Origin of the sequence: Streptomyces sp. NPDC002619, from assembly GCF_042889305.1 — a bacterium.
Taxonomy (GTDB): domain Bacteria; phylum Actinomycetota; class Actinomycetes; order Streptomycetales; family Streptomycetaceae; genus Streptomyces.
In genome coordinates this window covers 53695-75274 of record NZ_JBIAQV010000002.1, presented here as the reverse complement: position 1 = coordinate 75274, position 21580 = coordinate 53695, and the positions used below count along the sequence as shown (strand labels likewise).

Here is a 21580-nt window from a genome sequence, read left to right as displayed (position 1 = left end):
AGACCTCTCTCAGTGATGGAACCCGGTCGCCGCCTGCTTGTCCCGGGTCAACGGGTGCGGCTGGCGGTGCAGTTCGGGGATCAGGCGGCTCACGTCCTCGATGAACAGTTCCGCCAGGTCGGCGGAGAAGCCGTTGCGGCACACCACCCGCAGCACCGACAGGTCCTCCCGGTTGGGCGGGAAGGTGTACGCCGGAACCAGCCAACCGCTCTCGCGCAGGCGGCGGGAGAGGTCGAAGACGTCGTACGACGTCACGTCCGGGGCGGTGGTGAAGGCGAACACCGGCAGCTGGTCGCCCCGGGTCAGGAGCCGGAAGTCGCCGAGCGCCTCGATCCGCCCGGCGAGATGGCCCGCCACGTCCCGTGTGGACTGCTGCACAGCCCGGTAGCCCTCGCGTCCGAGCCGTAGGAACGTGTAGTACTGCGCGACGACCTGGGCCCCTGGCCGGGAGAAGTTGAGCGCGAAGGTCGGCATGTCGCCGCCGAGATAGTTGACGCGGAAGACCAGTTCCTCGGGCAGTGCTTCCTTGTCCCGCCACAGCGCCCAGCCGACGCCCGGGTAGACGAGGCCGTACTTGTGGCCGGAGGTGTTGATCGAGGCCACACGCGGCAGCCGGAAGTCCCACACCAGGTCCTCGTCGAGGAAGGGCGCGATCATGCCGCCGGACGCGGCGTCCACGTGCACCGGGATGTCCAGGCCGGTGCGCTCCTGGAGGTCGTCCAGGGCCGCGCACAGTTCGGCGATCGGCTCGTACGACCCGTCGAAGGTGGAGCCGAGGATGCCGACGACGCCGATGGTGTTCTCGTCGCACAGCTCGGCCGCCGCCTGTGGGTCGATGTGGTACCGGTCGCCCTCCATGGGGACCTGGCGGGCCTCGATCTCCCAGAAGTTGCAGAACTTGTCCCAGCAGACCTGGACGTTGACGCCCATGACGAGGTTGGGGCGGATGCCGCTCGACGGGTAGCGGTCGGCGTTGCGCTGCATCCAGCGCCGCTTGAGCGCCATCCCGGCGAGCATGCACGCCTCGCTGGAGCCGGACGTCGAACAGCCCACGGCGGTCGACGGGTCCGGCGCGTTCCACAGGTCGGCGAGCATCGCCACGCAGCGTCGCTCCAGCTCGGCCGTGCGCGGGTACTCGTCCTTGTCGATCATGTTCTTGTCCTGGCACTCGGACATCAGCACGCCGGCCTGCGGCTCCATCCAGGTGGTGACGAACGTGGCCAGGTTGAGCCGGGAGTTGCCGTCCAGCATCAGTTCGTCGTGCACGACCTGGTACGCCGTCGTGGGCGTCATAGGGCTGTCCTGGAGCCGGTGCTTGGGCGGTGCCTCGGTCATGCCGCCGACCGGATTCGCCTCCCCGTAGAACGGGTTGACGGACACGGGGCGTTCGTCGTGTTTCTCGGGACCTTTGTGAAGTGGCATGACATGCTTCCTGCTAGGGGGTTGAGGGCAGCGGGACGGGTCAGCGGACCGCCGACCCGTCCGCCCGAAGCTGCATCTGCGGCCGCCCCGTCACCAGCAGCCAGGCCGGCAGCGAGGCGATGCACAACAAGGCCAGCATCGTCGGCGAGGCGACGAGTATGGCGGCGGTGAACAGGCTCAGCCAGCCCTGCCGGGTGATCGCCAGGAGCATGCCCAGCACACCCGCGGACACGCCCACCGCCGGATGCACGCCAGGCACCAGGGCGTGGGCGCAAAGACCGAGGGCGGAGCCGATGAACACCGCTGGGAAGATCCGCCCGCCCCGGAAGCCGCAGGACGCCGCGACGATGAGCGCGGCCAGCTTCACCACCGCCATCACGGCGAACTGACCGGCCGACCAGCCGTCGGGATCGCGCGCCAGGTCCGCCACCTCGGTCAGTCCTTTGAAGAGCGTCAGATGGCCACCCAGCGTGCCCAGCGCACCCAGCACGACGCCGCCCGCCGGAAGCATCAGCATCGGGTGCCGTAGCCGCTGGAAGAGGCCGTGCACGTGCGGGAAGGCGTGCACGCCGAGCATCCCGAGCAGCGTACCGGCCACCGCGACGACGACCGCCGCCACCAGGGCGCGCCAGTCCGGGTGGCCCGGCGGGGGCAGGTCGAGGTCGAAGGTCGGATGGGCCACCAGGTTGGTCGTCATCGCACCCGCGGCACCGGCGGCCAGGGGCGCGAAGACGTTGTCCCACAGATGGCCCTTGAGCGGCCGCCCGGCCAGCGCCTCGGACATCACCAGCGCCGCCGCCACCGGCGTCCCGAACAGGGCGCCGATAGTGGCCGCCTCCGCCAGCACCGGCCACAGCCCGTCCGGAGTGCCGGGGACGAACCGGGTGCCCAGCCACACCGCAAGACCGACGTTCACGGAGATGATCGGGTTCTCCGGACCGAGGCTCGGGCCGCCCGCGAGCATCAGCGCGGCCGCAAGCAGCAGGCCCGGCAGGACCAGGGGCGGCAGCGTGGGCGCGTTCAGTCCCGTCGTCGCCGGGTCGGGACCCGCGTGTCCGGGCGCCAGCCACACCACGAGTCCTACCGCTACGCCGGTCGCGGTGAGCATGACGAACATCCACAGCACCGAGTAGTCGCCGATGCCGAGCGCGCCGGGCAGGGTGTTCCACAGGACGTTCTGGAGCTTCTCGGCGGCCGTGCTCACCCCGAGGTAGAGCAGGGCGGCCACCACGCCCACGGCCAGGGCGGGCAGGATCAGCGGCAGCAGAGCGCGGGCCGGTGTCGCCGGGGCGGTGGGCGCCTGCTGCGCGGTCTCCTGGGACACGCGCTCACGATAAACGGACGTAACAGACACAACATCCCGAGGAAAGGCCCGAGGGAAACGGCCTTGCACCTCACGTGGCGTGAGGGCCCACCGTGGAGCCGTACCGAGAGAAGGAGCGGAAGTGAGCTACTCCGTGGGACAGGTCTCCGCGTTCGCCGGAGTGACGGTGCGCACCCTGCACCACTACGACGAGATCGGCCTGCTCGTCCCGGGCGGCCGCAGCCACGCGGGCCACCGGCGCTACGACGACGCCGACCTCGACCGGCTGCAGCAGATCCTGTTCTACCGGGAGCTCGGCTTCCCGCTCGACGAGGTCGCGGCCCTGCTCGACGACCCGGAGGCGGACCCCCGCGCGCACCTGCGCCGGCAGCACGAACTGCTGACCGCCCGGATCGAGAAGCTGCAGAAGATGGCCGCGGCCGTGGAACACGCCATGGAGGCACGGAAGATGGGCATCAACCTCACGCCCGAGGAGCGGTTCGAGGTCTTCGGCGACAAGGACCCCGAGCAGTACGCCGAGGAGGCGGAACAGCGCTGGGGCGGCACCGACGCGTACGCCGAGTCGCAGCGCCGCGCCGCCCGCTACACCAAGGACGACTGGAAACGCCTGCAGGCCGAGGTCGATGCCTGGAGCGAGCGCTACGCCGCCCTGGTGAGCGCGGGCGAGCCGCCGACCGGCGAGACGGCCATGGACCTGGCCGAGGAACACCGGCGGCACATCAGCAAATGGTTCTACGAGTGCCCGTACGACATGCACCGGTGCCTGGGTGAGATGTATGTCTCGGACGAGCGCTTCAAGGCGTTCTACGACTCCATGGGCCCGGGCGTGGCCGAGCACCTCAAGGAGACGATCACGGCGAACGCGATCCGCCACACCTCGTGATCACCTGGCCCGGGCGCTACTCCCGGGCCAGGACCACGGCCGTCCCGTACGCGCACACCTCCGTGCCCACGTCCGCCGCCTCCGTCACGTCGAAGCGGAACATCAGCACACCGTTGGCCCCACGCGCGCGTGCCTGCTCGACGAGCCGGTCCATGGCCTGGTTGCGGGTCTGCACGAGCGTCTTGGTGAGCCCCTTGAGCTCACCGCCGATCATCGACTTCAGGCCCGCGCCGATCTGGCTGCCCAGGTGCCTGGAGCGAACGGTCAGCCCGAAGACCTCGCCGAGGACCTGCTCCACCCGGTAACCGGGAACGTCGTTCGTCGTCACGACCAGCACGTCCGGCTGCGGACCCTGCCCGCCGCCGTATTCATCGATGCCCATGACCCACAGCTTTGCCGCGGTCCGCGCACAGTGCATCCTGAAGACACCAGTGGAACCTGGGGCCGACACACAACGTTGATAGCTTTGTGCGGCCGCGCATGGACGCCGCACCTACCTTCACCCTCAGGAGCCCGGAACCGTGACGACGCTCGCCCTCGGCCCGAGCTGGCTGGATCCCAACACCCTGCTCGACACCTACGGCATCTGGGGTCTGCTGCTCATCGTCTTCGCCGAGTCCGGCCTGCTCATCGGCTTTTTTCTGCCGGGGGACTCGCTGCTGTTCACCTGTGGTCTGCTGATCACCTCCCATCAGCTGGACTTCCCGCTGTGGGGGGCGATCGCCCTGATCTGCCTAGCCGCCGTCCTCGGCGACCAGGCGGGCTACATGTTCGGCAAGAAGGTCGGCCCGAGCCTGTTCAACCGCCCGGACTCCCGCCTCTTCAAGCAGGAGAACGTCACCAAGGCGCACGAGTTCTTCGAGAAGTACGGCCCCAAGTCCCTGATCCTGGCCCGCTTCGTGCCCGTCGTGCGCACGTTCACGCCGATCATCGCCGGCGTCAGCGGCATGAAGTACCGCTCGTTCCTGGTCTTCAACCTCATCGGCGGCGTCCTGTGGGGTGCGGGCGTCACCCTGCTCGGCTCCTGGCTCGGCAACATCGATTTCGTCAAGAAGAACATCGAGGCGATCCTCATCCTGATCGTCCTCGTCTCGGTGATCCCGATCGCCATCGAGTTCCTGCGGGCCCGCGCCAAGAACAAGAAGAACCCGTCGGCCGAAACCCCGGCGGCCCCCCAGCCCCCGCAGACGGACGACGCGACGACTCAACTCCGCCGCATAGAGCCGACGTACGAGCAGTACGAGCAGCAGCCGTACAACCAGCAGCCGTACAGCGGCGACCAGAACTACGGCAACGAGAACCATGACCAGTACTACGGCCAGCAGCAGCAGTACCCGCAGCAGCAGTACCCCCAGCAGTACCAGCAGCAGCCGTACGGCGGCGAACAGCAGTACCCGTACGACTACAACCAGGACAACCACCGCGCCCCGTAAGGGCGCGGGCGCTCAGAACCCGCGCGTCCTCTTGGCGGCCCGCCGCTTCCCCGCGGAGCCGACCCGAAGCGTCAGCCGGGAGATCTCCGACCCCAGATTGACCCCGATCGCGATGGCCATGGCGAGGGACGCCGCCTTGGCCAGCGACACCAGCCCCTTGTCGACGTTGTTCTGCGCGATGGACAGCAGCCCGAAATAGGTCGCCGAACCCGGCAGCAGGGGCCCGATCGCCGCGGTCGTGTACGGCAGCGCCGACGCGAACCGGAACCGCGACAGCAACTGCCCGAACAGCCCCACCAGCCCCGCCGCGACGGCCGTGGAGGCCACCGGTGAGATCCCGCCGGCGTAGTGCATTGCGCCGTACACGGACCATGCGACGCCCCCGTTGAGCGTCACCGCCAGCACGGTGGACCGCTCCTGCTGGAGCAGTACGGCGAAGGTCAGCGACAGGAGCATCGACGCCGCGATCTGCAGCAGCGGTCGCTCGGCGATGTTCAGCGCGGCGTCCGGATTGAGCGTGGTGCCCACCTTCACACCGAAGTACAGGACGACCAGCACGCCGATCACGATGCCGACGAAGAAGTACATGACCTCGAGCAGCCGCGCGGCCGCGGTGATGTAGAAGCCGGTCAGCCCGTCCTGCACGCCCGCCACCAGCGCCCGCCCGGGCAGCAGCGCGAACAGCCCACCGGTGATCACGGCGGACGCCTTCACGTCCACGTTCGCCAGCACGAGTGCCACACCGATCGCGGCGGGCGGCATCGCGGCCACCGTGAACTGGTAGAACTCCGGCAGCCCGCGCCCCGCGCACAGCCAGGCCAGCCGGTCGCCGAGCATCGCGCCCAGCGCGGCCGCCACGAACACGATCGAATCACCGCCGACCAGGATCGAGGCCGCACCGGCCAGCAGCCCGCTCGCCAGCGTGAGCGCCCAGCCGGGGTACGGGTGCCGGTTGCGGCGGATCTCCGCGAGCCGCCGGTAGGCCTCCTCCAGGGAGACATGCGTCTCGGGGTCGGTCAGATCGTCCACGAGCCGGAAGACGGCCGCGAGACGCGTGTAGTCGGTGCCGCGCCGGCGCACCGTCCGGGACGCCGTCACCGGGTCGTCGACCAAGGAGGGCTGGTGCGAGATCGACAGCAGCGTGAACGTGACGGTCGGCTCGCAGCGGTCGAGCCCGTAGGACCGGCAGACCGCGAACATCGCGGCCTCCACGTCCTCCGCGCCCTCGCCACCCGCCAGCAGCAACTCGCCGATACGCAGGGTCAGGTCGAGCACCCTGGGGATGGCCGGACCGCCCTCCTCCGCCTTCTGCACCGGCTCCGGCGCGGGCCGCTCGGTCACCGGCATGCGCAGCATCGTGCGCATCCGGTCCTGCCAGGGCGCGTCCTTGATCAGGCTGACCACAGGCAGGCCGGTGGCCGGCGTGAACGCGGTCGGGGCGTCGTCGGCGCTGTAGGTGCTCGGCAGGGTGAACGCCGACCCCTCCGGCTCCGCCCCCGGCGGCCGCGGCGCGTGCAGACCCTCCGGCACGGCGAACTCGGACGTCGTCTCGGGCTCCCCGCCGGTCCGTGGTGCCGCGAACCCCTCAGGAATCGCGAACTCGGACGTGAGCTCGGGGTCGTACGTGCTCCTCGCCTCGTCCGACCGAGGCTTGCGGTCCTCCGCCTCCGTCACTCCGCAACGCTCCCTGAACGACACCTTCCGTCAGCCTCAGTATGCGCGTGACCACGCGGCGGTCACGCAAACGGGCCGCACGCGTGCGCGTACGGCCCGTCGGGGAAGCGGGAGATCAGTGACCGCCCTGCTCCTTGAAGCGCTTGTAGGACCGCTCGATCTCCGCCTCGGCGTCCGTGCGGCCGACCCAGTTGGCGCCCTCGACCGACTTGCCCGGCTCCAGGTCCTTGTAGACCTCGAAGAAGTGCTGGATCTCCAAGCGGTCGAACTCCGACACGTGGTGGATGTCGCGCAGGTGCTCCACGCGCGGGTCGGTGGCCGGAACACACAGCAGCTTGTCGTCGCCGCCCGCCTCGTCCGTCATACGGAACATGCCGATCGCGCGGCACTTGATGAGGCAGCCCGGGAAGGTCGGCTCGTCCAGGATGACCAACGCGTCCAGCGGGTCGCCGTCCTCGCCGAGGGTGTTCTCGACGAAGCCGTAGTCGGTCGGGTAGGCGGTCGAGGTGAAGAGACGACGGTCCAGGCGGATCCGACCGGTCTCGTGGTCCACCTCGTACTTGTTCCGCGAACCCTTCGGGATCTCGATCGTGACGTCGAACTCCACCGGTGGCTCCTCCATGATCAGCACATAGTTCTGGTGATTAAGTGTCCCTCACGCAGGTGTGTGATCGCGAAAGGGGCTGGTGGTCGTGCCAGAACTGAGGCCTTGGCGAGCCGCGAGACCGCACGTGGTGCGGTTCGCGAACGCCGTACGACCACGTCTGGCGCGGGCCGCTACGCCCGTGAAGCCGCGGGTCGCACGGCTCACGCGGGCCGTGAAACCGCAGCTCGCGCGGGTTCCCGGGACCACGGCCGCCCGGACCTGGCAGTACACCGCGGGCGCCGCCACCGCCGGGCTGGCTCTGGCCGCCGGTGTGGTGACCGCCGCCGGACCGTGGGACGCCAATGGTCAGCGTACGGCCGAGCGGGATCGCGCGGTCGCCCTGGAGCGGCCGGGTGGCGCAGATCACGACCGTAAACCCGTGGCGGCGGCCGACGAGCCCCGGCCCGCGCCCAGCGCCGCGTCCGTGCTGGCGGGCCTCGGCGGCGGGGCCGTCACCGTCAAGTCGGAACCCGGAGGAAAGCCCGGGAAGGCCCTCACGGACGTCCTGGGCCCGCTCCTGGGCAGCCCGGCGCTCGGCGGCTCCCACACCGCCGCCGTCGTCGACGTGACGACCGGGAAGCGGCTGTACGGCACCGGCGAGACCACCGCCCTCACCCCGGCGTCCACCACGAAGATCGCCACCGCCGTCGCCGCCCTGTCCGCGCTCGGCCCCGACCACCGCCTCACCAGCCGGACCGCCCTTGAACCCGACACCAGGGAACTCGTCCTGGTCGGCGGCGGCGACCCCACCCTCACGGCCCACCCGAAGCCCGACGGCTGGGCCAGCCTGCGCACGCTGGCCACCGCGACGGCCAGGTCCCTGAAGGGACGCGGCATCCGCGAGGTCACCCTCTCGTACGACACCACCCTCTACAGCGGTCCCGAACTCCACCCCATCGGCGTCAACGACAACCTCGCCCCCGTGAGCGCCCTGATGGCCGACGAGGGCCGCACCGACGACTCGGCGAGCGGGCCCGCGACCCGTGTGTCCGACCCCGCGGCGGACGCGGCCCGCAAGTTCGCCGGATTCCTCCAGGCCGCCGGCATCAAGGCGACGGCCCCCGGACCCTCCAAGGCGACCGGCCGTGCCACCACCCTCGCCACCGTCTCCTCGCCCCCGCTGTCCGACCTGGTCGAGCGCATGCTGACCAACAGCGACAACGACATCGCCGAGGCCCTCCTGCGCCAGACCGCCGCCGCGACCGGCGGGCGTGCGAGCTTCGACGGCGGCGCGCAGGCCGTCGCCGCCCAGTTGAAGCGGCTCGGCCTGCCGATGTCCGGCGCCGTGTTCCACGACGGCAGCGGCCTCAACCGCGACGACCGGCTCACCGCCGACCTCCTCACCGCCCTGTTGGTCAAGGCCGGTTCCGCGTCCCGTCCCGACCTGCGCCCCGTCCTCACCGGCCTGCCGGTCGCCGGCTTCACCGGAACCCTGACCACCCGCTACACCGACGGCGCGGCCGGGATCGTACGGGCCAAGACCGGCACCCTGACCGGCGTCAACGCCCTTGCGGGCACCGTCGTCGACCAGGACGGCCGACTGCTCGCGTTCGCCTTCCTGGCCTCCGGCACGACCAGTCCCCTGGACGCCCAGGCGGCCCTGGATCAGGCGGCGACGGCGCTCGCCGGCTGCGGCTGCGGATGAGTCCGGCCACCCGCCGAAATCGTCACGGCCTGCCCGAAGTGGTAACGCTCACGTACCGTTGACGCATGACGAGCATCGGTGGTGCCGCTTCTTCTGGGATGGTCGACTGGAACCTCGCGGTGGCGACCGCGACCCGGCTCGTACGGCCGGGCCCCGAGGTCAGCCGCGACGAGGCGCGGGCCGTCGTGGCGGAACTGCGTCGGCACGCCAAGGCCTCGGAGCAACACGTCCGGGGCTTCACCCGTATGGGCACGGAGGACACCCACGACACCCCCGTCCTCGTCGTCGACCGCCCCGGCTGGGTGCGGGCCAACGTCGCCGGGTTCCGGGAGATCCTCAAACCCCTGCTCGACAAGATGCAGGAGCGGCGCGGCAACACCCCCGGCGGCGCGGTCCTCGGCGCCGTCGGCGGCAAGGTCACCGGCGTCGAACTCGGCATGCTGCTCTCGTTCCTGTCCTCCCGCGTCCTCGGCCAGTACGAGACCTTCGCCCCCGCCTCCCGCGACCTCCCCGCGGGCGAGAACGGCGGCGGGCGGCTGCTGCTCGTCGCGCCGAACATCGTCCACGTGGAACGCGAACTCGACGTGGAGCCCCACGACTTCCGCCTCTGGGTGTGCCTGCACGAGGAGACCCACCGCACGCAGTTCACCGCGGTGCCCTGGCTGCGCGACCACCTCGAGGGCGAGATCCAGTCGTTCCTGGCGGAGACCGACGTCGACCCCATGACCGTCCTGGAGCGCATCCGCGAGGCCGCCCAGTCGCTCGCCGGCGGACGCCCCGAGGCCGAGGAGGACGACGGCGGACGCTCCTTCGTCGAACTCGTGCAGACCCCGGCCCAGCGCGAGATCCTCGGGCGCCTCACCGCCGTGATGTCCCTCCTGGAGGGACACGCCGACTTCGTCATGGACGGGGTCGGTCCGGATGTCGTACCGACCGTCTCGGAGATCCGCGAGAAGTTCCAGCAGCGCCGTGCCAAGGGCGCCTCCCGCCTGGACATCGCCCTGCGCAAGCTGCTGGGGCTGGATGCCAAACTCAGGCAATACCGGGACGGCGAGCGCTTCGTACGGGCTGTTGTCGGCGAGGTCGGCATGGACGGTTTCAACCGTGTGTGGACGTCCCCGAACACGCTGCCGACCAAGGCGGAGATCGCCAAACCGGCGGACTGGGTCGCGCGGGTGCACAGCAAGCCCGAGTCGTGAACAGGGCGGTGAGGGCGTGAACGGAATCCGGCCGACGGCAGGCGGACGCCCCTTCAATCACCCGTCCGAGGGACCGTGGGGCATGGGCAGGCGTGCAATGCTCGGGGAACCGCCCGTTTCTGTCACCATTGACACACTCTGAGTGACCGAACCTCGGGCTCACCCCCCGAAAACTTCATGAAGGGAACCGGACATGGGTCCCCATCCTGCGGTCGCGGCGATACGCCTGGCGGTCCGCCGCGTCCTCCATGACCTACTCATCGAAATCAGCCCGGAGTCCCCGGACACCGAGACCCGGCGCGAACTCCGGCGCGAACCAGGGCGCACGACCTCCCCGGGCGCCGCGCACGAGCGCCCGACGTCCCCTCTCGTGCTCGTGGCCTGCTCCGGCGGCGCCGACTCCATGGCCCTCGCCTCCGCCCTCGCCTTCGAAGCCCCCAAGCTCGGCATCCGTGCCGGTGGCATCACCGTCGACCACGGCCTGCAGCCCGGTTCCGACCTGCGCGCCGAGGAAGTCGTCCAGCGGATGCGCGAACTCGGCCTGGAGCCCGCCGAGTCCACCACCGTCATGGTCGGCCGCGAAGGCGGACCCGAGGCCGCAGCCCGTGACGCGCGCTACGCCGCCCTCGACGCCGCCGCCGACCGCCACGGCGCCACCGCGATCCTGCTCGGCCACACCCGCGACGACCAGGCAGAAACCGTCCTGCTCGGCCTCGCCCGCGGCTCCGGCATCCGCTCCCTGTCCGGAATGGCCGCGGTCTCGGGGGCCGACGGCCGTTACCGCCGCCCCTTCCTGCAGCTCGACCGGCAGACCGCCCGCAAAGCCTGCATGGCCCAGTCCCTGCCCGTCTGGGACGACCCCCACAACACGGATCCGGCCTACACGCGCTCCCGGCTCCGCCACGAAGGCCTGCCCGCCCTGGAGAAGGCCCTCGGCAAAGGCGTCGTCGAGGCCCTTGCCCGTACGGCCCAGCTCTCGCGCGACGACGCCGACGCCCTCGACCACTGGGCCAGCCAGGCCGAGGCCAAGGTCCGCGACGCCGCGGGCCTCCTGGAGTGCGCCAAGCTCTACGCCCTGCCGCCCGCCGTGCGCCGCCGGATCCTGCGCCGCGCCGCCATCCGGGCCGGCGCCCCGGCAGGTTCGCTGTTCGCCCGCCACATCGAGGAAGTCGACCGGCTGATCACTGGCTGGCGCGGCCAGGGAGCCATCAATCTCCCGGGCAAAGTCGTCGCCCAGCGCCAGGGTGGCAGACTGGTGATTCGGCAAGGCTGAATCCCGACCCCTCGGAGCGACCCTCCGACGGCCCGGGGCGCCGGATGAAGCGGGACGACCGACCGAAAGTGATGCGGGTGGACGCGAAAGACATGGGTGCCGACCTCAAGCAGGTGCTCATCACCAAGGAAGAGATCGACGCGAAGCTCGTCGAGCTGGCGGCGAAGATCGACGCGGAGTACGCGGACAAGGACCTGCTGATCGTCGGCGTCCTCAAGGGCGCCGTCATGGTCATGGCGGACCTCGCCCGGGCGCTGTCCACCCCCGTCACCATGGACTGGATGGCCGTGTCCTCGTACGGCGCGGGCACCCAGTCCTCCGGTGTCGTACGGATCCTCAAGGACCTCGACACCGACATCAAGGGCAAGCACGTCCTGATCGTCGAGGACATCATCGACTCCGGCCTGACCCTGTCCTGGCTGCTGTCCAACCTCGGCTCCCGCGAACCCGAGTCGCTCAAGGTGTGCACGCTGCTGCGTAAGCCGGACGCCGCCAAGGTCGCCATCGACGTCGAGTGGGTCGGCTTCGACATCCCCAACGAGTTCGTCGTCGGTTACGGCCTCGACTACGCCGAGAAGTACCGCAACCTTCCGTTCGTCGGTACGCTCGCGCCTCACGTCTACGGCGGCTGAACCAGTTCCGTAGGACGATCGGGAACCCCAGCGGGTTCCGCGCCGTTGGAGCATGCATAGACGGGATTGCCAGCAGTCCGTGCGGCTTCGGGCAACAATGCTGGGGTACCGTCAGAAGAACTGTCTTATCAAACTCACTATGGCAGGAGGGACGGGGCGACACCGCTCCGTATGGATGGACGTGAAGCGATACTTCCGTGGGCCGGTCATGTGGATCGTGCTGGCCGTCCTTGCCGTGGTCGTGTTGATGCAGGTCGTCGGCTCGTCCGGCGGCTACAAGACGGTTGACACCGGCCAGGTCGTGGCGGCGATCAACGACAACCGGGTGCAGTCGGCCAAACTCACCACCGGTGACGAGCAGACCGTCAAGGTCACCCTCAAGGACGGGCAGAAGGTCGACGGCAGCTCGAAGATCCAGGCGAGCTACATCGGCGACCAGGGCGTGACCCTTGCGGGCACGCTGCAGACCAAGTACCAGGACAAGCAGATCCCCGACGGCTACACCGTGGCGCCGTCCAAGCAGAACCCCTTCGTGGGCGTCCTGCTCTCCCTGCTGCCCTTCGTCCTGATCGTGGTCGTCTTCCTGTTCCTGATGAACCAGATGCAGGGCGGCGGCTCCCGGGTCATGAACTTCGGGAAGTCCAAGGCCAAGCTCATCACCAAGGACACCCCCAAGACGACGTTCTCCGACGTCGCCGGCGCGGACGAGGCCGTCGAGGAGCTCCACGAGATCAAGGAGTTCCTCCAGGAGCCGGCCAAGTTCCAGGCCGTCGGCGCCAAGATCCCCAAGGGCGTGCTGCTCTACGGCCCGCCCGGCACCGGCAAGACGCTCCTCGCGCGTGCCGTCGCCGGCGAGGCCGGGGTCCCCTTCTACTCGATCTCCGGTTCCGACTTCGTCGAGATGTTCGTCGGTGTCGGTGCCTCCCGAGTGCGTGACCTCTTCGAGCAGGCCAAGGCGAACGCCCCGGCCATCGTCTTCGTCGACGAGATCGACGCGGTCGGCCGACACCGTGGCGCCGGCCTCGGCGGCGGTCACGACGAGCGCGAGCAGACCCTGAACCAGTTGCTCGTCGAGATGGACGGCTTCGACGTGAAGGGCGGCGTGATCCTCATCGCCGCCACCAACCGGCCGGACATCCTCGACCCGGCTCTTCTGCGCCCCGGCCGCTTCGACCGCCAGATCGCGGTCGACCGCCCGGACATGCAGGGCCGTCTGGAGATCCTCAAGGTCCACCAGAAGGGCAAGCCGGTCGCCCCCGACGTCGACCTGTCCGCGGTCGCCCGCCGCACCCCGGGCTTCACCGGCGCCGACCTGAGCAACGTCCTCAACGAGGCCGCGCTGCTCACGGCCCGCTCGGACAGGAAGCTCATCGACAACCAGATGCTGGACGAGGCGATCGACCGTGTGGTCGCGGGCCCGCAGAAGCGGACCCGGATCATGTCGGACAAGGAGAAGAAGATCACCGCGTACCACGAGGGCGGTCACGCCCTGGTCGCGGCGGCCTCCCCCAACTCCGACCCGGTCCACAAGATCACGATCCTGTCCCGCGGCCGCGCCCTCGGCTACACGATGGTGCTCCCGGACGAGGACAAGTACTCGACCACGCGCAACGAGATGCTGGACCAGCTGGCCTACATGCTGGGCGGCCGCGCGGCCGAGGAGCTGGTCTTCCACGACCCGACCACGGGCGCCGCGAACGACATCGAGAAGGCCACCACCACCGCCCGCGCGATGGTCACCCAGTACGGCATGACCGAGCGCCTGGGCGCCATCAAGTTCGGCGGCGACAACACCGAGCCGTTCCTCGGACGTGAGATGGGTCACCAGCGCGACTACTCGGAAGAGGTCGCCGCGCTGGTGGACGAGGAAGTCAAGAAGCTCATCGAGAACGCGCACAACGAAGCCTGGGAAATCCTGGTGGAGAACCGCGACGTCCTCGACAACCTCGTCCTGGCCCTCCTCGAGAAGGAGACGCTCGGCAAGGAGGAGATCGCCGAGATCTTCGCCCCGATCGTCAAGCGCCCGCCCCGGCCCGCCTGGACCGGCTCCTCCCGCCGTACGCCGTCCACCCGTCCGCCGGTGCTCTCCCCGAAGGAGCTGGCACTGACCAACGGGGCGAACGGTTCGACGCCGGCGATCAGCACGGTCAAGTCCACGGCGGCGGAGAGCGCCCAGCTGACGGAGCAGACCCCGGAGGACCGCTCCGAGAGCTGACCCCTCGGGCCCGGTGACCCCGCCGGCCCCGGAATGTATGCCGCGCCCCCCGGGTTTTAGCCTGGGGGGCGCGGCATTACGCATGTCCGCACGTGAGAGACACAGGAACGAGGCACCAGATGACCGACCCCGTGATGCTGGACGGCGAGGGCACCATCGGCGAGTTCGACGAGAAGCGCGCCGAGAACGCCGTACGCGAACTCCTGATCGCGGTCGGCGAGGACCCGGACCGCGAGGGCCTGAGGGAGACGCCGGCGCGGGTGGCACGGGCGTACCGGGAGCTCCTGGCGGGGCTTACGCAGGAGCCCGAGGACGTCCTGACGACCACGTTCGATCTCGGGCACGACGAGATGGTTCTGGTGAAGGACATCGAGATCGTGTCGCTCTGCGAGCACCACATGCTCCCGTTCCACGGCGTGGCCCACGTCGGCTACATCCCGGCGGAGACCGGCAAGATCACGGGCCTGTCCAAGCTCGCGCGACTGGTCGAGGTGTTCGCTCGCCGTCTGCAGGTGCAGGAACGACTCACCACGCAGATCGCCGATTCCCTCGTGCGGATCCTCGAGGCCCGGGGTGTGATCGTCGTCATCGAGGCCGAGCACATGTGCATGTCGGTGCGCGGCATCCGGAAGCCCGGAGCCAAGACCACGACATCGGCGGTGCGTGGCCAGCTTCGGGACGCCACGACCCGTGCCGAGGCGATGAGCCTGATACTGGCGCGCTGACCCGGCCCTTGCCGGCGGGCGGTCAGGCCACCGGTTCCGCGCCCGAGTTGTTGTGGTCGTCGTCCTCCGGGAGTTTGCAGACGCGTTCCAGGAAGATCGCCGACGCTATGACGCCGATGCCCGCCAGGACCGAGAAGCCCGCGTAGAAGGCCTGGTCGCGGCGGGCCGGGATGTCCAGTTGTTCCAGCAGGAAGACGCCCGTGCCGCCGTACATCCCGGCGACCAGGGCGGCCACCAGGGCGCTGGCCTGGCCGAAGACGACCGCGCGGGCGGCCATCAGGGGGTCGACGCCCTTGGCGCCGGGACGGCGTTCGCGCTGGGCCTTGAGACGGGCGCGCAGGGAGAGCGCCGTGGACAGCAGGACCACCGCGATGAGCGCGAGGACGATGGGGGCGGCCAGCGGCACGCCGGGGAGCGTCCCCACCGAGTTCCACAGGCGGGTGCCCGCCCAGGACAGCACCCCGGCCACGACGAACACGCCGACCAGCATCCTGATGCGCAGCTGTTTCACTGTGTTCCTTCAGCTCCCCCGCACTGTGGTCGTCGGCGGCCCACGTCAGTGTGCCCGTCCCGCGGTCGTCTCGACCTTAACGACTACTCGGGCAGTCGGAGTTCCAGGTCCGCACGCGCTTCCACGCCGTCGCGGGTGACGGAGTGGAGAAGGTCGGCCACCGTGCCCCGGCCGGGCAGGTGGGCGTCGGGATCGAGATCGTTCCAGGGAGCCAGCACGAAGGCGCGCTCGTGGGCGCGCGGGTGGGGGAGGGTGAGCTGCGGGTCGTCGGAGACGACCTCGGCGTACGCGACGATGTCGACGTCGAGGGTGCGTGGGCCCCAGCGCTCGTCCCGTACGCGGTTGAAGGCCTCCTCGACCGCGTGCGCCCGCTCCAGGAGGGAGGACGGGGGGAGCGTGGTCTTCAGGACCACGACCGCGTTGTAGTACGACGGCTGGCTGCCGGGCGCGACGCCCCACGGCTCCGTCTCGTACACCGGCGAGACCCCCTTGATGCGGACGCCCGGGGTGTCCTCCAGGGCGTCGATGGCGCCCTGAAGGGTCTCCAGGCGGTTGCCGAGGTTGGAGCCGAGGGAGATCACGGCTCGCTTCGGGTTCTGGAGGGTGGTGTCGGCGGCGTCGACCTTCTCGACCACGGAAGCGGGGACCGGCTGGACGGTCGGGTCGGTGGGGCCGTGCGTGAAGGATGTGGTCATACTCGGCTCCGGGTGATGGTGACGGTCACGTCGTCGAAGGGGACGGTGATCGGCGCGTCCGGTTTGTGGACGCAGACCTCGACCTCCTGGACCCCTTCGTGCTTCAGGCAGGTCTGGGCGATGCGCCCGGCGAGCGTCTCGATCAGGTTCACCGGCTCGCCCTCGACGACGGCCACGACCTCTTCGGCCACGATGCCGTAGTGCACGGTCCTCGCCAGGTCGTCGTCGGCCGCGGCCGGCCGCGTGTCCAGGCCCAGGACGAGGTCCACGATGAAGGTCTGGCCCTCCTCGCGCTCCTTGGGGAACACACCGTGGTGCCCGCGGGCCTTGAGGCCGCGCAGCGCGACACGATCCACGCGAATCACTCCTGCAATCGTCGGTAACGGCCGGCTAGTACCGCGTGCGGGCGGCACACCGGCCTCAGACGAATCTACCTGCGGGCACTGACAGAGCCGGGCCACGGGGCCGTGGGCGCGGTCCGGGGCCAGGAGGGTTCATCGTTCGTTTCCCCTGGGGAACCCGGCGGCTCAATGGGCTGGAAGCCGCACCTACCCCGGGGTAGGTGATTCCAACCACTTCTGGGTCTGCGCGCGGTCGGGTACCTGTTCAGGACGGTGTGTCGTCGGCCTCTTCCTCGTCGGTCTCGGTGAGTACGGGGGAGGCGTGGTGCGACCAGAGCTTCCAGCCGTCGGGCGTGCGGTGGAACAGATTCGTGGCGACGACGAGCTGGCCCACGAGGGGGCCGAGCTCCGCGCCGCTCTCCGGGGCGGGGCCGCCACTGAGGATGTTCTCGGTGCAGGTCACCACGGCGGTGTCACCGGTGACGGAGACGTGCACGTCGGTGAGGAAGAACTGGATGTAGTCGGTGTTCGCCATGATCAGCGCGTACGACCGGAGAACCTCGCGGCGTCCCGTGAGTACCGGCCACCCCGGGTGGACGCAGGAGACCACGCCGACGTCCGCCGGATCGTGGTAATCCTCGTCGACTCCCAGGTCGGACGGGGCCAGCCAGAGCCTGGAAACCTCTTCGAAGTCACCGCGCTCCATCGCCTCGTAGAAGGCGGTGTTGGCGAGTCCGACCTGTTCGACGTCGGTGTGGGGGGCGCTCACCGCGCTCCTTCAGCACCGAGCGCATTGCCCGCGCACGGCGCGCTGCCAGCCGCACGCGCCCCCTCCACCGCCCGTGCGACCCGTACCGCATCTGCGGTGGCGCGGACCTCGTGGACGCGTACCGCCCACGCGCCGGCGTGCGCGGCGAGTGCGGAGACGGCGGCCGTGGCGGCGTCGCGCTCGCGGGCCGGTGGGGGCGCCCCCACCGGCCCGGCGAGGACCCGGCCGAGGAACCGTTTGCGGGAGGCGGCCACGAGCAGGGGGTGGCCCAGGGCGTGCAGGCGGTCGAGGTGCGCGAGGAGGGTGAGGTCGTGGTCGGCCTGCTTGGAGAAGCCGAGGCCGGGGTCGACGACGATGCGGTCGGGGGCGATGCCGCCCTCGAGGACGGCGGCCACGCGCGCGTGCAGTTCGTCGACGACTTCGGTGACGACGTCGTCGTAGCTGCCCTTGACGTTGCCGCCCTCCAGGAAGCCGCGCCAGTGCATGACGACGAAGGGGGCGCCGGTGGCCGCGACGACGGGGATCATCGCGGGGTCGGCGAGGCCGCCGCTGACGTCGTTGACGAGGGCGGCGCCGGCCGCGAGGGACTGTTCGGCGACGGAGGCGCGCATGGTGTCGACGGAGACGGTGACGCCTTCGGAGGCGAGGCCGCGGACGACGGGGATGACGCGCCGCAGTTCCTCGGCCTCGTCGACGCGGGTGGCGCCGGGGCGGGTGGACTCGCCGCCGACGTCGATCAGGTCGGCGCCCTCGGCGACGAGGTCGAGGCCGTGCTTGACGGCGGCGGTCGTGTCGAAGAAGCGGCCGCCGTCGGAGAAGGAGTCGGGGGTCACGTTCACGACCCCCATGACCGCGCAGCGGTCCCATGTCGGAAGGCCCGCGACTCGGCCACGCCCGCTGCTCTGGTTGCTCATATGTTCAGCGTAGGCCCCGGGCTGGGCCGTCAGGGTGTGCGGCTCGGGCGGAAGCCCCGGGCTGGAGGGGGAGGGCTTCCGCCCGGGCCTGTCCGGGCCCGGCCCTGTCACGCCGCCCGCACGTCCCGTTCGGCCAGGCCGTGGGCACACGGGCGCGCGACGGCCGAGCGGCGGCGCAGGAAGCGCGGCAGCGGCAGGGCGAGGTTGACGAAGCCCTCCGCCTGCATGGCTGCCAGGCCGATGCGCGGCAGGTCGCCGGAGGCGCGGTAGACGACGAAGCGCGGCTCCCAGCGGGGCTGGAACTTCGCGTTGAACTTGTACAGCGACTCGATCTGGAACCAGCGCGACAGGAACACCAGCAGTCCGCGCCAGGCCCGCAGCACCGGGCCCGCGCCGATCTTCTCGCCGCGCGCCAGCGCCGAGCGGAACATCGCGAAGTTGAGCGACACGCGCCTGATGCCGAGCTTCGGCGCCGCCTGGAGCGCAGCGACGATCAGCAGCTCGTTCATGCCGGGGTCGGCCGAGCGGTCGCGGCGCATCAGGTCCAGCGACACCCCGTCGGTGCCCCAGGGCACGAAGTGCAGGATCGCCTTCAGATCGCCGTACTGACCGGGCTGGTCGTCCGCCTCGTGCGCGGTGGCGATCAGACAGTCGCCGTCGGTCGGGTCGCCGATGCGGCCGAGCGCCATGGAGAAGCCGCGCTCGGTGTCGGTGCCGCGCCAGTCCTCCGCGGCCCGCCGGATGCGGTCGAGTTCGGCCTCGCCGACGTCACGGATGCGCCGTACCCGGGTTTCGTAGCCGGCTCGCTCGATGCGCTTGACCATCTGTCGCACATTGCGCATCGCGCGTCCGGCGAGCGAGAAATCCGCGACGTGGACCACCGCCTCGTCGCCCAGTTCGAGGGCGTCCAGGCCGGTTTCGCGGGTCCACACCTCGCCGCCCGTCTCGGAGCAGCCCATGACGGCGGGCGTCCACGAGTGGGCCTTGGCCTCGTCCATGAACCGCTCGATGGCGCCGGGCCAGGCCTCGACGTCGCCGATGGGGTCGCCGCTGGCGAGCATCACGCCCGACACGACCCGGTAGGTCACCGCCGCCTTGCCGCTGGGCGAGAACACGACGGCCTTGTCGCGGCGCAGAGCGAAGTGGCCGAGGGAGTCGCGGCCGCCGTGCTTCTCCAGGAGCGCGCGGAGCAGGGTCTCGTCCTCCTCGGTGAGGCGGGCGGCCGGGTGTTCGGGGCGGAGGGCCAGGTAGATGGTGGTGACCGTGGTGAGCAGGCCAAGGGCGCCGAGGGAGAAGGCGACGGTCCAGGAGGTGTTGCCCTGGTAGTTCACCGGGCCCTCGAAGCCGAACAGGCCGTACAGGACGTGGGTCAGACGGTCAGCCACGCTCGGGTCGCCGATCGTCCGCTTGGGGTGGACGCTGACGACGACCAGCCCGAGGACGAGGGAACCGGCGCCCATGAGGACGAAGTTGGCGAGTGCGCGCCACCGGCTCCGGGGGTCGGGCAGCGCCGCGAACTCGCTGCGGTGGCGCAGCAGGGGCACGAGCAGCGCCAGCGAGATGAGGACTCCTATGACGGAGTGCCGGTACACGAACTGCGCCACAGCACCGGCCGGCAGGAGCGCGACTGCGGCACGCCACGCCCGGCGCTTGCGCCGTTTGAGCCCGTGTGCGAGCAGCAGCAACAGCACGCCTGTGCTGAGTGAGAGCGCTGCGGCGAACGGGCCGAGCGCGCCGGGCAGTACCTCGGCCATGGCGTGCATACGGCTGTGACGGAAGCGCGGAAAGACGCCCGCGGCGATGTCCAGGACGCCCACGAGGGCGCACGCCCTGCCGACCAGGGCGGGGACGGCCTCGGGGCGCGGGCCGCGCAGTATGCGCCGCGCCGCGCTTGATCGGCTCGGAACCTCGCCTGACATTTCCCCATCTATCCTGACAGACATCGCATCCCGTAGTTCTGCGAGAGACCTTGGATCCGGTGCCGATTCGGGCATCCGGCGACATTGCGCCCTCTAGGACGGTGTCTTGGGGAGAGAGGTTCACTCCCCTCCGGAAAGCCGTTTCAAAGGCCAAGGAAAGTCCGGGGAAAGCCCTCGCTGCGAAAGCGTCGGCGGACCGCGGGCGGAAAGCGCAGGCGGTAACAGCCCATGGGTCTCACGAGCAACAAAGCGCTGGTGCTGGCGATCGTCCTCGCCGTCCTGCTGTTCGTCGGCACGGTGTGGCTGTGGCCACGGCTGGCCCGGCGCGGCTGGCGGTCCGTCAGCGGACGCGTCGGCCTGCTCCTGGCCACCCAGTTGGCGTTGTTCGCCTCCCTGGGGATCGCCGCAAACCAGGCGTTCGGCTTCTACGCGAGCTGGGCCGACCTGTTCGGCAGGGAGACCGACCAGGGCGTCGTCGTCGACCACACCGCCGGCCGCGGCGCGGGCGGCCCGCTCGAAGTGCTCGCCACCGCGCGCGTGCAGGGGGCGAACGGCTCGCGGCCGCGGACGACGGGACAGATCCAGAAGGTCGACATCGTGGGGCGTACGACGCGCATCGCCACGCCCGCGTACGTGTATCTCCCGCCGGAGTACTTCCAGCCGCGCTACCGCACGCGCACGTTCCCCGCGGCCGTCGTCCTCACCGGTTACCCGGGCACCGCGCAGGCCCTGGTGAACAAACTGCACTACCCGCGTACGGCGCACGAGCTGGCCAAGGACGGGCGCATGCAGCCGATGATCCTGGTGATGCTGCGGCCGACGGTGGCGCCGCCGCGCGACACGGAATGCGTGGACATCCCCGGCGGGCCGCAGACGGAGACGTTCTTCGCCAAGGATCTGCCCGACGCCGTACTCGCCCACTACAGGGTCGGCAGAAAACCGGGCAGCTGGGGGATCATCGGCGATTCCACGGGCGGTTATTGCGCGCTGAAGCTCGCCGTGCACCATCCCGATGCGTACGCGGCGGGCGCCGGACTCTCGCCGTACTACAAGGCGCCGATCGACCCCACCACGGGTGATCTCTTCCACGGCGACAAGGAGCTGCAGAACCGTGCCGACCTGTGGTGGTACCTCAAGCACCAGCCCGCGCCGGACACTTCACTTCTTGTCAGCAGCAGCAGGATCGGCGAGTCGAACTACAAGAACACGCTCCGGTTCATCGAACGTGTGCAGGCCACGCACCTGACCCGGATCTCGTCGATCATCCTCGACAGCGGGGGCCACAACTTCAACACCTGGCGGCGCGAGATTCCGGCGACCCTGCAGTGGATCAGCGGGCGGCTGAGCGACAGATGAAATC

General features: G+C 70.1%; 20 protein-coding genes. 9 read left to right on the top strand and 11 right to left on the bottom strand.

Features of this window, described 5'->3' with window-relative positions; all coding sequences use genetic code 11:
• Positions 1 to 9: 9 nt before the first annotated feature.
• Positions 10 to 1422 (bottom strand): glutamate decarboxylase, encoded by a 1413-nt coding sequence (locus tag ACFYXB_RS04450; protein ID WP_351350009.1) that lies wholly within the window; start codon positions 1420 to 1422, stop codon positions 10 to 12.
• Between the two features lie 40 nt (positions 1423 to 1462).
• Positions 1463 to 2746 carry an ion channel protein gene (locus ACFYXB_RS04445; RefSeq protein ID WP_389577588.1) on the bottom strand — a complete coding sequence of 428 codons (1284 nt, stop codon included), beginning with the start codon at positions 2744 to 2746 and terminating at the stop codon, positions 1463 to 1465.
• Between the two features lie 121 nt (positions 2747 to 2867).
• On the opposite strand from ACFYXB_RS04445, the gene ACFYXB_RS04440 reads away from it, so the two are divergent.
• Positions 2868 to 3629, top strand: a complete 762-nt coding sequence (locus tag ACFYXB_RS04440; RefSeq protein ID WP_389577585.1) for a MerR family transcriptional regulator — start codon at positions 2868 to 2870, stop codon at positions 3627 to 3629.
• Between the two features lie 16 nt (positions 3630 to 3645).
• On the opposite strand, the gene ACFYXB_RS04435 is transcribed toward ACFYXB_RS04440, so the two are convergent.
• The gene (locus tag ACFYXB_RS04435) at positions 3646 to 4011 is read right to left on the bottom strand and encodes a YbjQ family protein (protein WP_351350015.1); all 366 of its coding nucleotides are present in this window, start codon (positions 4009 to 4011) and stop codon (positions 3646 to 3648) included.
• Positions 4012 to 4150: 139 nt separating this feature from the next.
• On the opposite strand from ACFYXB_RS04435, the gene ACFYXB_RS04430 reads away from it, so the two are divergent.
• The gene (locus ACFYXB_RS04430) at positions 4151 to 5062 is read left to right on the top strand and encodes a DedA family protein (RefSeq protein ID WP_389577582.1); all 912 of its coding nucleotides are present in this window, start codon (positions 4151 to 4153) and stop codon (positions 5060 to 5062) included.
• A 12-nt stretch (positions 5063 to 5074) separates the two neighbouring features.
• On the opposite strand, the gene ACFYXB_RS04425 is transcribed toward ACFYXB_RS04430, so the two are convergent.
• Positions 5075 to 6736 (bottom strand): threonine/serine exporter ThrE family protein, encoded by a 1662-nt coding sequence (locus tag ACFYXB_RS04425; protein WP_389577579.1) that lies wholly within the window; start codon positions 6734 to 6736, stop codon positions 5075 to 5077.
• Positions 6737 to 6851: 115 nt separating this feature from the next.
• The gene (locus ACFYXB_RS04420) at positions 6852 to 7343 is read right to left on the bottom strand and encodes an inorganic diphosphatase (protein WP_031115900.1); all 492 of its coding nucleotides are present in this window, start codon (positions 7341 to 7343) and stop codon (positions 6852 to 6854) included.
• Between the two features lie 79 nt (positions 7344 to 7422).
• On the opposite strand from ACFYXB_RS04420, the gene dacB reads away from it, so the two are divergent.
• From dacB to folE, 6 genes are all read left to right on the top strand, one after another.
• Positions 7423 to 9027: a D-alanyl-D-alanine carboxypeptidase/D-alanyl-D-alanine-endopeptidase gene (dacB, locus tag ACFYXB_RS04415; protein WP_389577576.1), complete on the top strand. Its 1605-nt coding sequence runs from the start codon at positions 7423 to 7425 to the stop codon at positions 9025 to 9027.
• 65 nt (positions 9028 to 9092) lie between these two features.
• A complete protein-coding gene (locus ACFYXB_RS04410) occupies positions 9093 to 10226 on the top strand; it encodes a zinc-dependent metalloprotease (RefSeq protein ID WP_389577573.1) in 1134 nt (377 codons plus the stop codon).
• A 193-nt stretch (positions 10227 to 10419) separates the two neighbouring features.
• Positions 10420 to 11499, top strand: coding sequence for a tRNA lysidine(34) synthetase TilS (gene tilS, locus ACFYXB_RS04405; protein WP_389577570.1), 1080 nt, complete (start codon positions 10420 to 10422; stop codon positions 11497 to 11499).
• A gap of 71 nt (positions 11500 to 11570) precedes the next feature.
• A complete protein-coding gene (hpt, locus tag ACFYXB_RS04400) occupies positions 11571 to 12131 on the top strand; it encodes a hypoxanthine phosphoribosyltransferase (RefSeq protein WP_351350135.1) in 561 nt (186 codons plus the stop codon).
• A 175-nt stretch (positions 12132 to 12306) separates the two neighbouring features.
• Positions 12307 to 14346, top strand: a complete 2040-nt coding sequence (gene ftsH, locus ACFYXB_RS04395; RefSeq protein ID WP_389577567.1) for an ATP-dependent zinc metalloprotease FtsH — start codon at positions 12307 to 12309, stop codon at positions 14344 to 14346.
• 119 nt (positions 14347 to 14465) lie between these two features.
• Positions 14466 to 15071 (top strand): GTP cyclohydrolase I FolE, encoded by a 606-nt coding sequence (gene folE / locus ACFYXB_RS04390; protein ID WP_389577564.1) that lies wholly within the window; start codon positions 14466 to 14468, stop codon positions 15069 to 15071.
• Between the two features lie 22 nt (positions 15072 to 15093).
• Here the strand turns inward: folE and ACFYXB_RS04385 are convergent, their stop codons facing one another.
• The 6 genes from ACFYXB_RS04385 to ACFYXB_RS04360 form a co-directional block, all read right to left on the bottom strand.
• The gene (locus ACFYXB_RS04385; RefSeq protein ID WP_389577561.1) at positions 15094 to 15582 is read right to left on the bottom strand and encodes a DUF3180 domain-containing protein; all 489 of its coding nucleotides are present in this window, start codon (positions 15580 to 15582) and stop codon (positions 15094 to 15096) included.
• Between the two features lie 83 nt (positions 15583 to 15665).
• Positions 15666 to 16277, bottom strand: coding sequence for a 2-amino-4-hydroxy-6-hydroxymethyldihydropteridine diphosphokinase (folK, locus tag ACFYXB_RS04380; protein ID WP_389577558.1), 612 nt, complete (start codon positions 16275 to 16277; stop codon positions 15666 to 15668).
• Positions 16274 to 16633, bottom strand: a complete 360-nt coding sequence (gene folB, locus ACFYXB_RS04375; protein ID WP_388499769.1) for a dihydroneopterin aldolase — start codon at positions 16631 to 16633, stop codon at positions 16274 to 16276. The genes folK and folB overlap by 4 nt, the downstream gene beginning before the upstream one ends.
• 250 nt (positions 16634 to 16883) lie before the next feature.
• Positions 16884 to 17387 carry a nuclear transport factor 2 family protein gene (locus tag ACFYXB_RS04370; RefSeq protein WP_389577555.1) on the bottom strand — a complete coding sequence of 168 codons (504 nt, stop codon included), beginning with the start codon at positions 17385 to 17387 and terminating at the stop codon, positions 16884 to 16886.
• Positions 17384 to 18301 (bottom strand): dihydropteroate synthase, encoded by a 918-nt coding sequence (folP, locus tag ACFYXB_RS04365; protein ID WP_389577552.1) that lies wholly within the window; start codon positions 18299 to 18301, stop codon positions 17384 to 17386. Before folP ends, ACFYXB_RS04370 begins: the two co-directional genes overlap by 4 nt.
• 107 nt (positions 18302 to 18408) lie before the next feature.
• Positions 18409 to 20220, bottom strand: coding sequence for a phosphatidylglycerol lysyltransferase domain-containing protein (locus ACFYXB_RS04360; RefSeq protein WP_389577549.1), 1812 nt, complete (start codon positions 20218 to 20220; stop codon positions 18409 to 18411).
• 228 nt (positions 20221 to 20448) lie between these two features.
• Here ACFYXB_RS04360 and ACFYXB_RS04355 point away from each other — a divergent pair, with 228 nt between their 5' ends.
• Positions 20449 to 21576, top strand: coding sequence for an alpha/beta hydrolase-fold protein (locus tag ACFYXB_RS04355; RefSeq protein WP_351350043.1), 1128 nt, complete (start codon positions 20449 to 20451; stop codon positions 21574 to 21576).
• Positions 21577 to 21580 lie beyond the last annotated feature (4 nt).

Bases quoted from the DNA above. Each gene is read 5' to 3' on its own strand.
- folP (WP_389577552.1), bottom strand. From the start codon at position 18,301: ATGAGCAACCAGAGCAGCGGGCGTGGCCGAGTCGCGGGCCTTCCGACA.
- hpt (WP_351350135.1), top strand. From the start codon at position 11,571: ATGCGGGTGGACGCGAAAGACATGGGTGCCGACCTCAAGCAGGTGCTC.
- ACFYXB_RS04355 (WP_351350043.1), top strand. From the start codon at position 20,449: ATGGGTCTCACGAGCAACAAAGCGCTGGTGCTGGCGATCGTCCTCGCC.
- folE (WP_389577564.1), top strand. From the start codon at position 14,466: ATGACCGACCCCGTGATGCTGGACGGCGAGGGCACCATCGGCGAGTTC.
- tilS (WP_389577570.1), top strand. From the start codon at position 10,420: ATGGGTCCCCATCCTGCGGTCGCGGCGATACGCCTGGCGGTCCGCCGC.
- ACFYXB_RS04435 (WP_351350015.1), bottom strand. From the start codon at position 4,011: ATGGGCATCGATGAATACGGCGGCGGGCAGGGTCCGCAGCCGGACGTG.
- folK (WP_389577558.1), bottom strand. From the start codon at position 16,277: ATGACCACATCCTTCACGCACGGCCCCACCGACCCGACCGTCCAGCCG.
- ACFYXB_RS04360 (WP_389577549.1), bottom strand. From the start codon at position 20,220: ATGTCAGGCGAGGTTCCGAGCCGATCAAGCGCGGCGCGGCGCATACTG.
- ftsH (WP_389577567.1), top strand. From the start codon at position 12,307: ATGGACGTGAAGCGATACTTCCGTGGGCCGGTCATGTGGATCGTGCTG.
- ACFYXB_RS04450 (WP_351350009.1), bottom strand. From the start codon at position 1,422: ATGCCACTTCACAAAGGTCCCGAGAAACACGACGAACGCCCCGTGTCC.
- ACFYXB_RS04410 (WP_389577573.1), top strand. From the start codon at position 9,093: ATGACGAGCATCGGTGGTGCCGCTTCTTCTGGGATGGTCGACTGGAAC.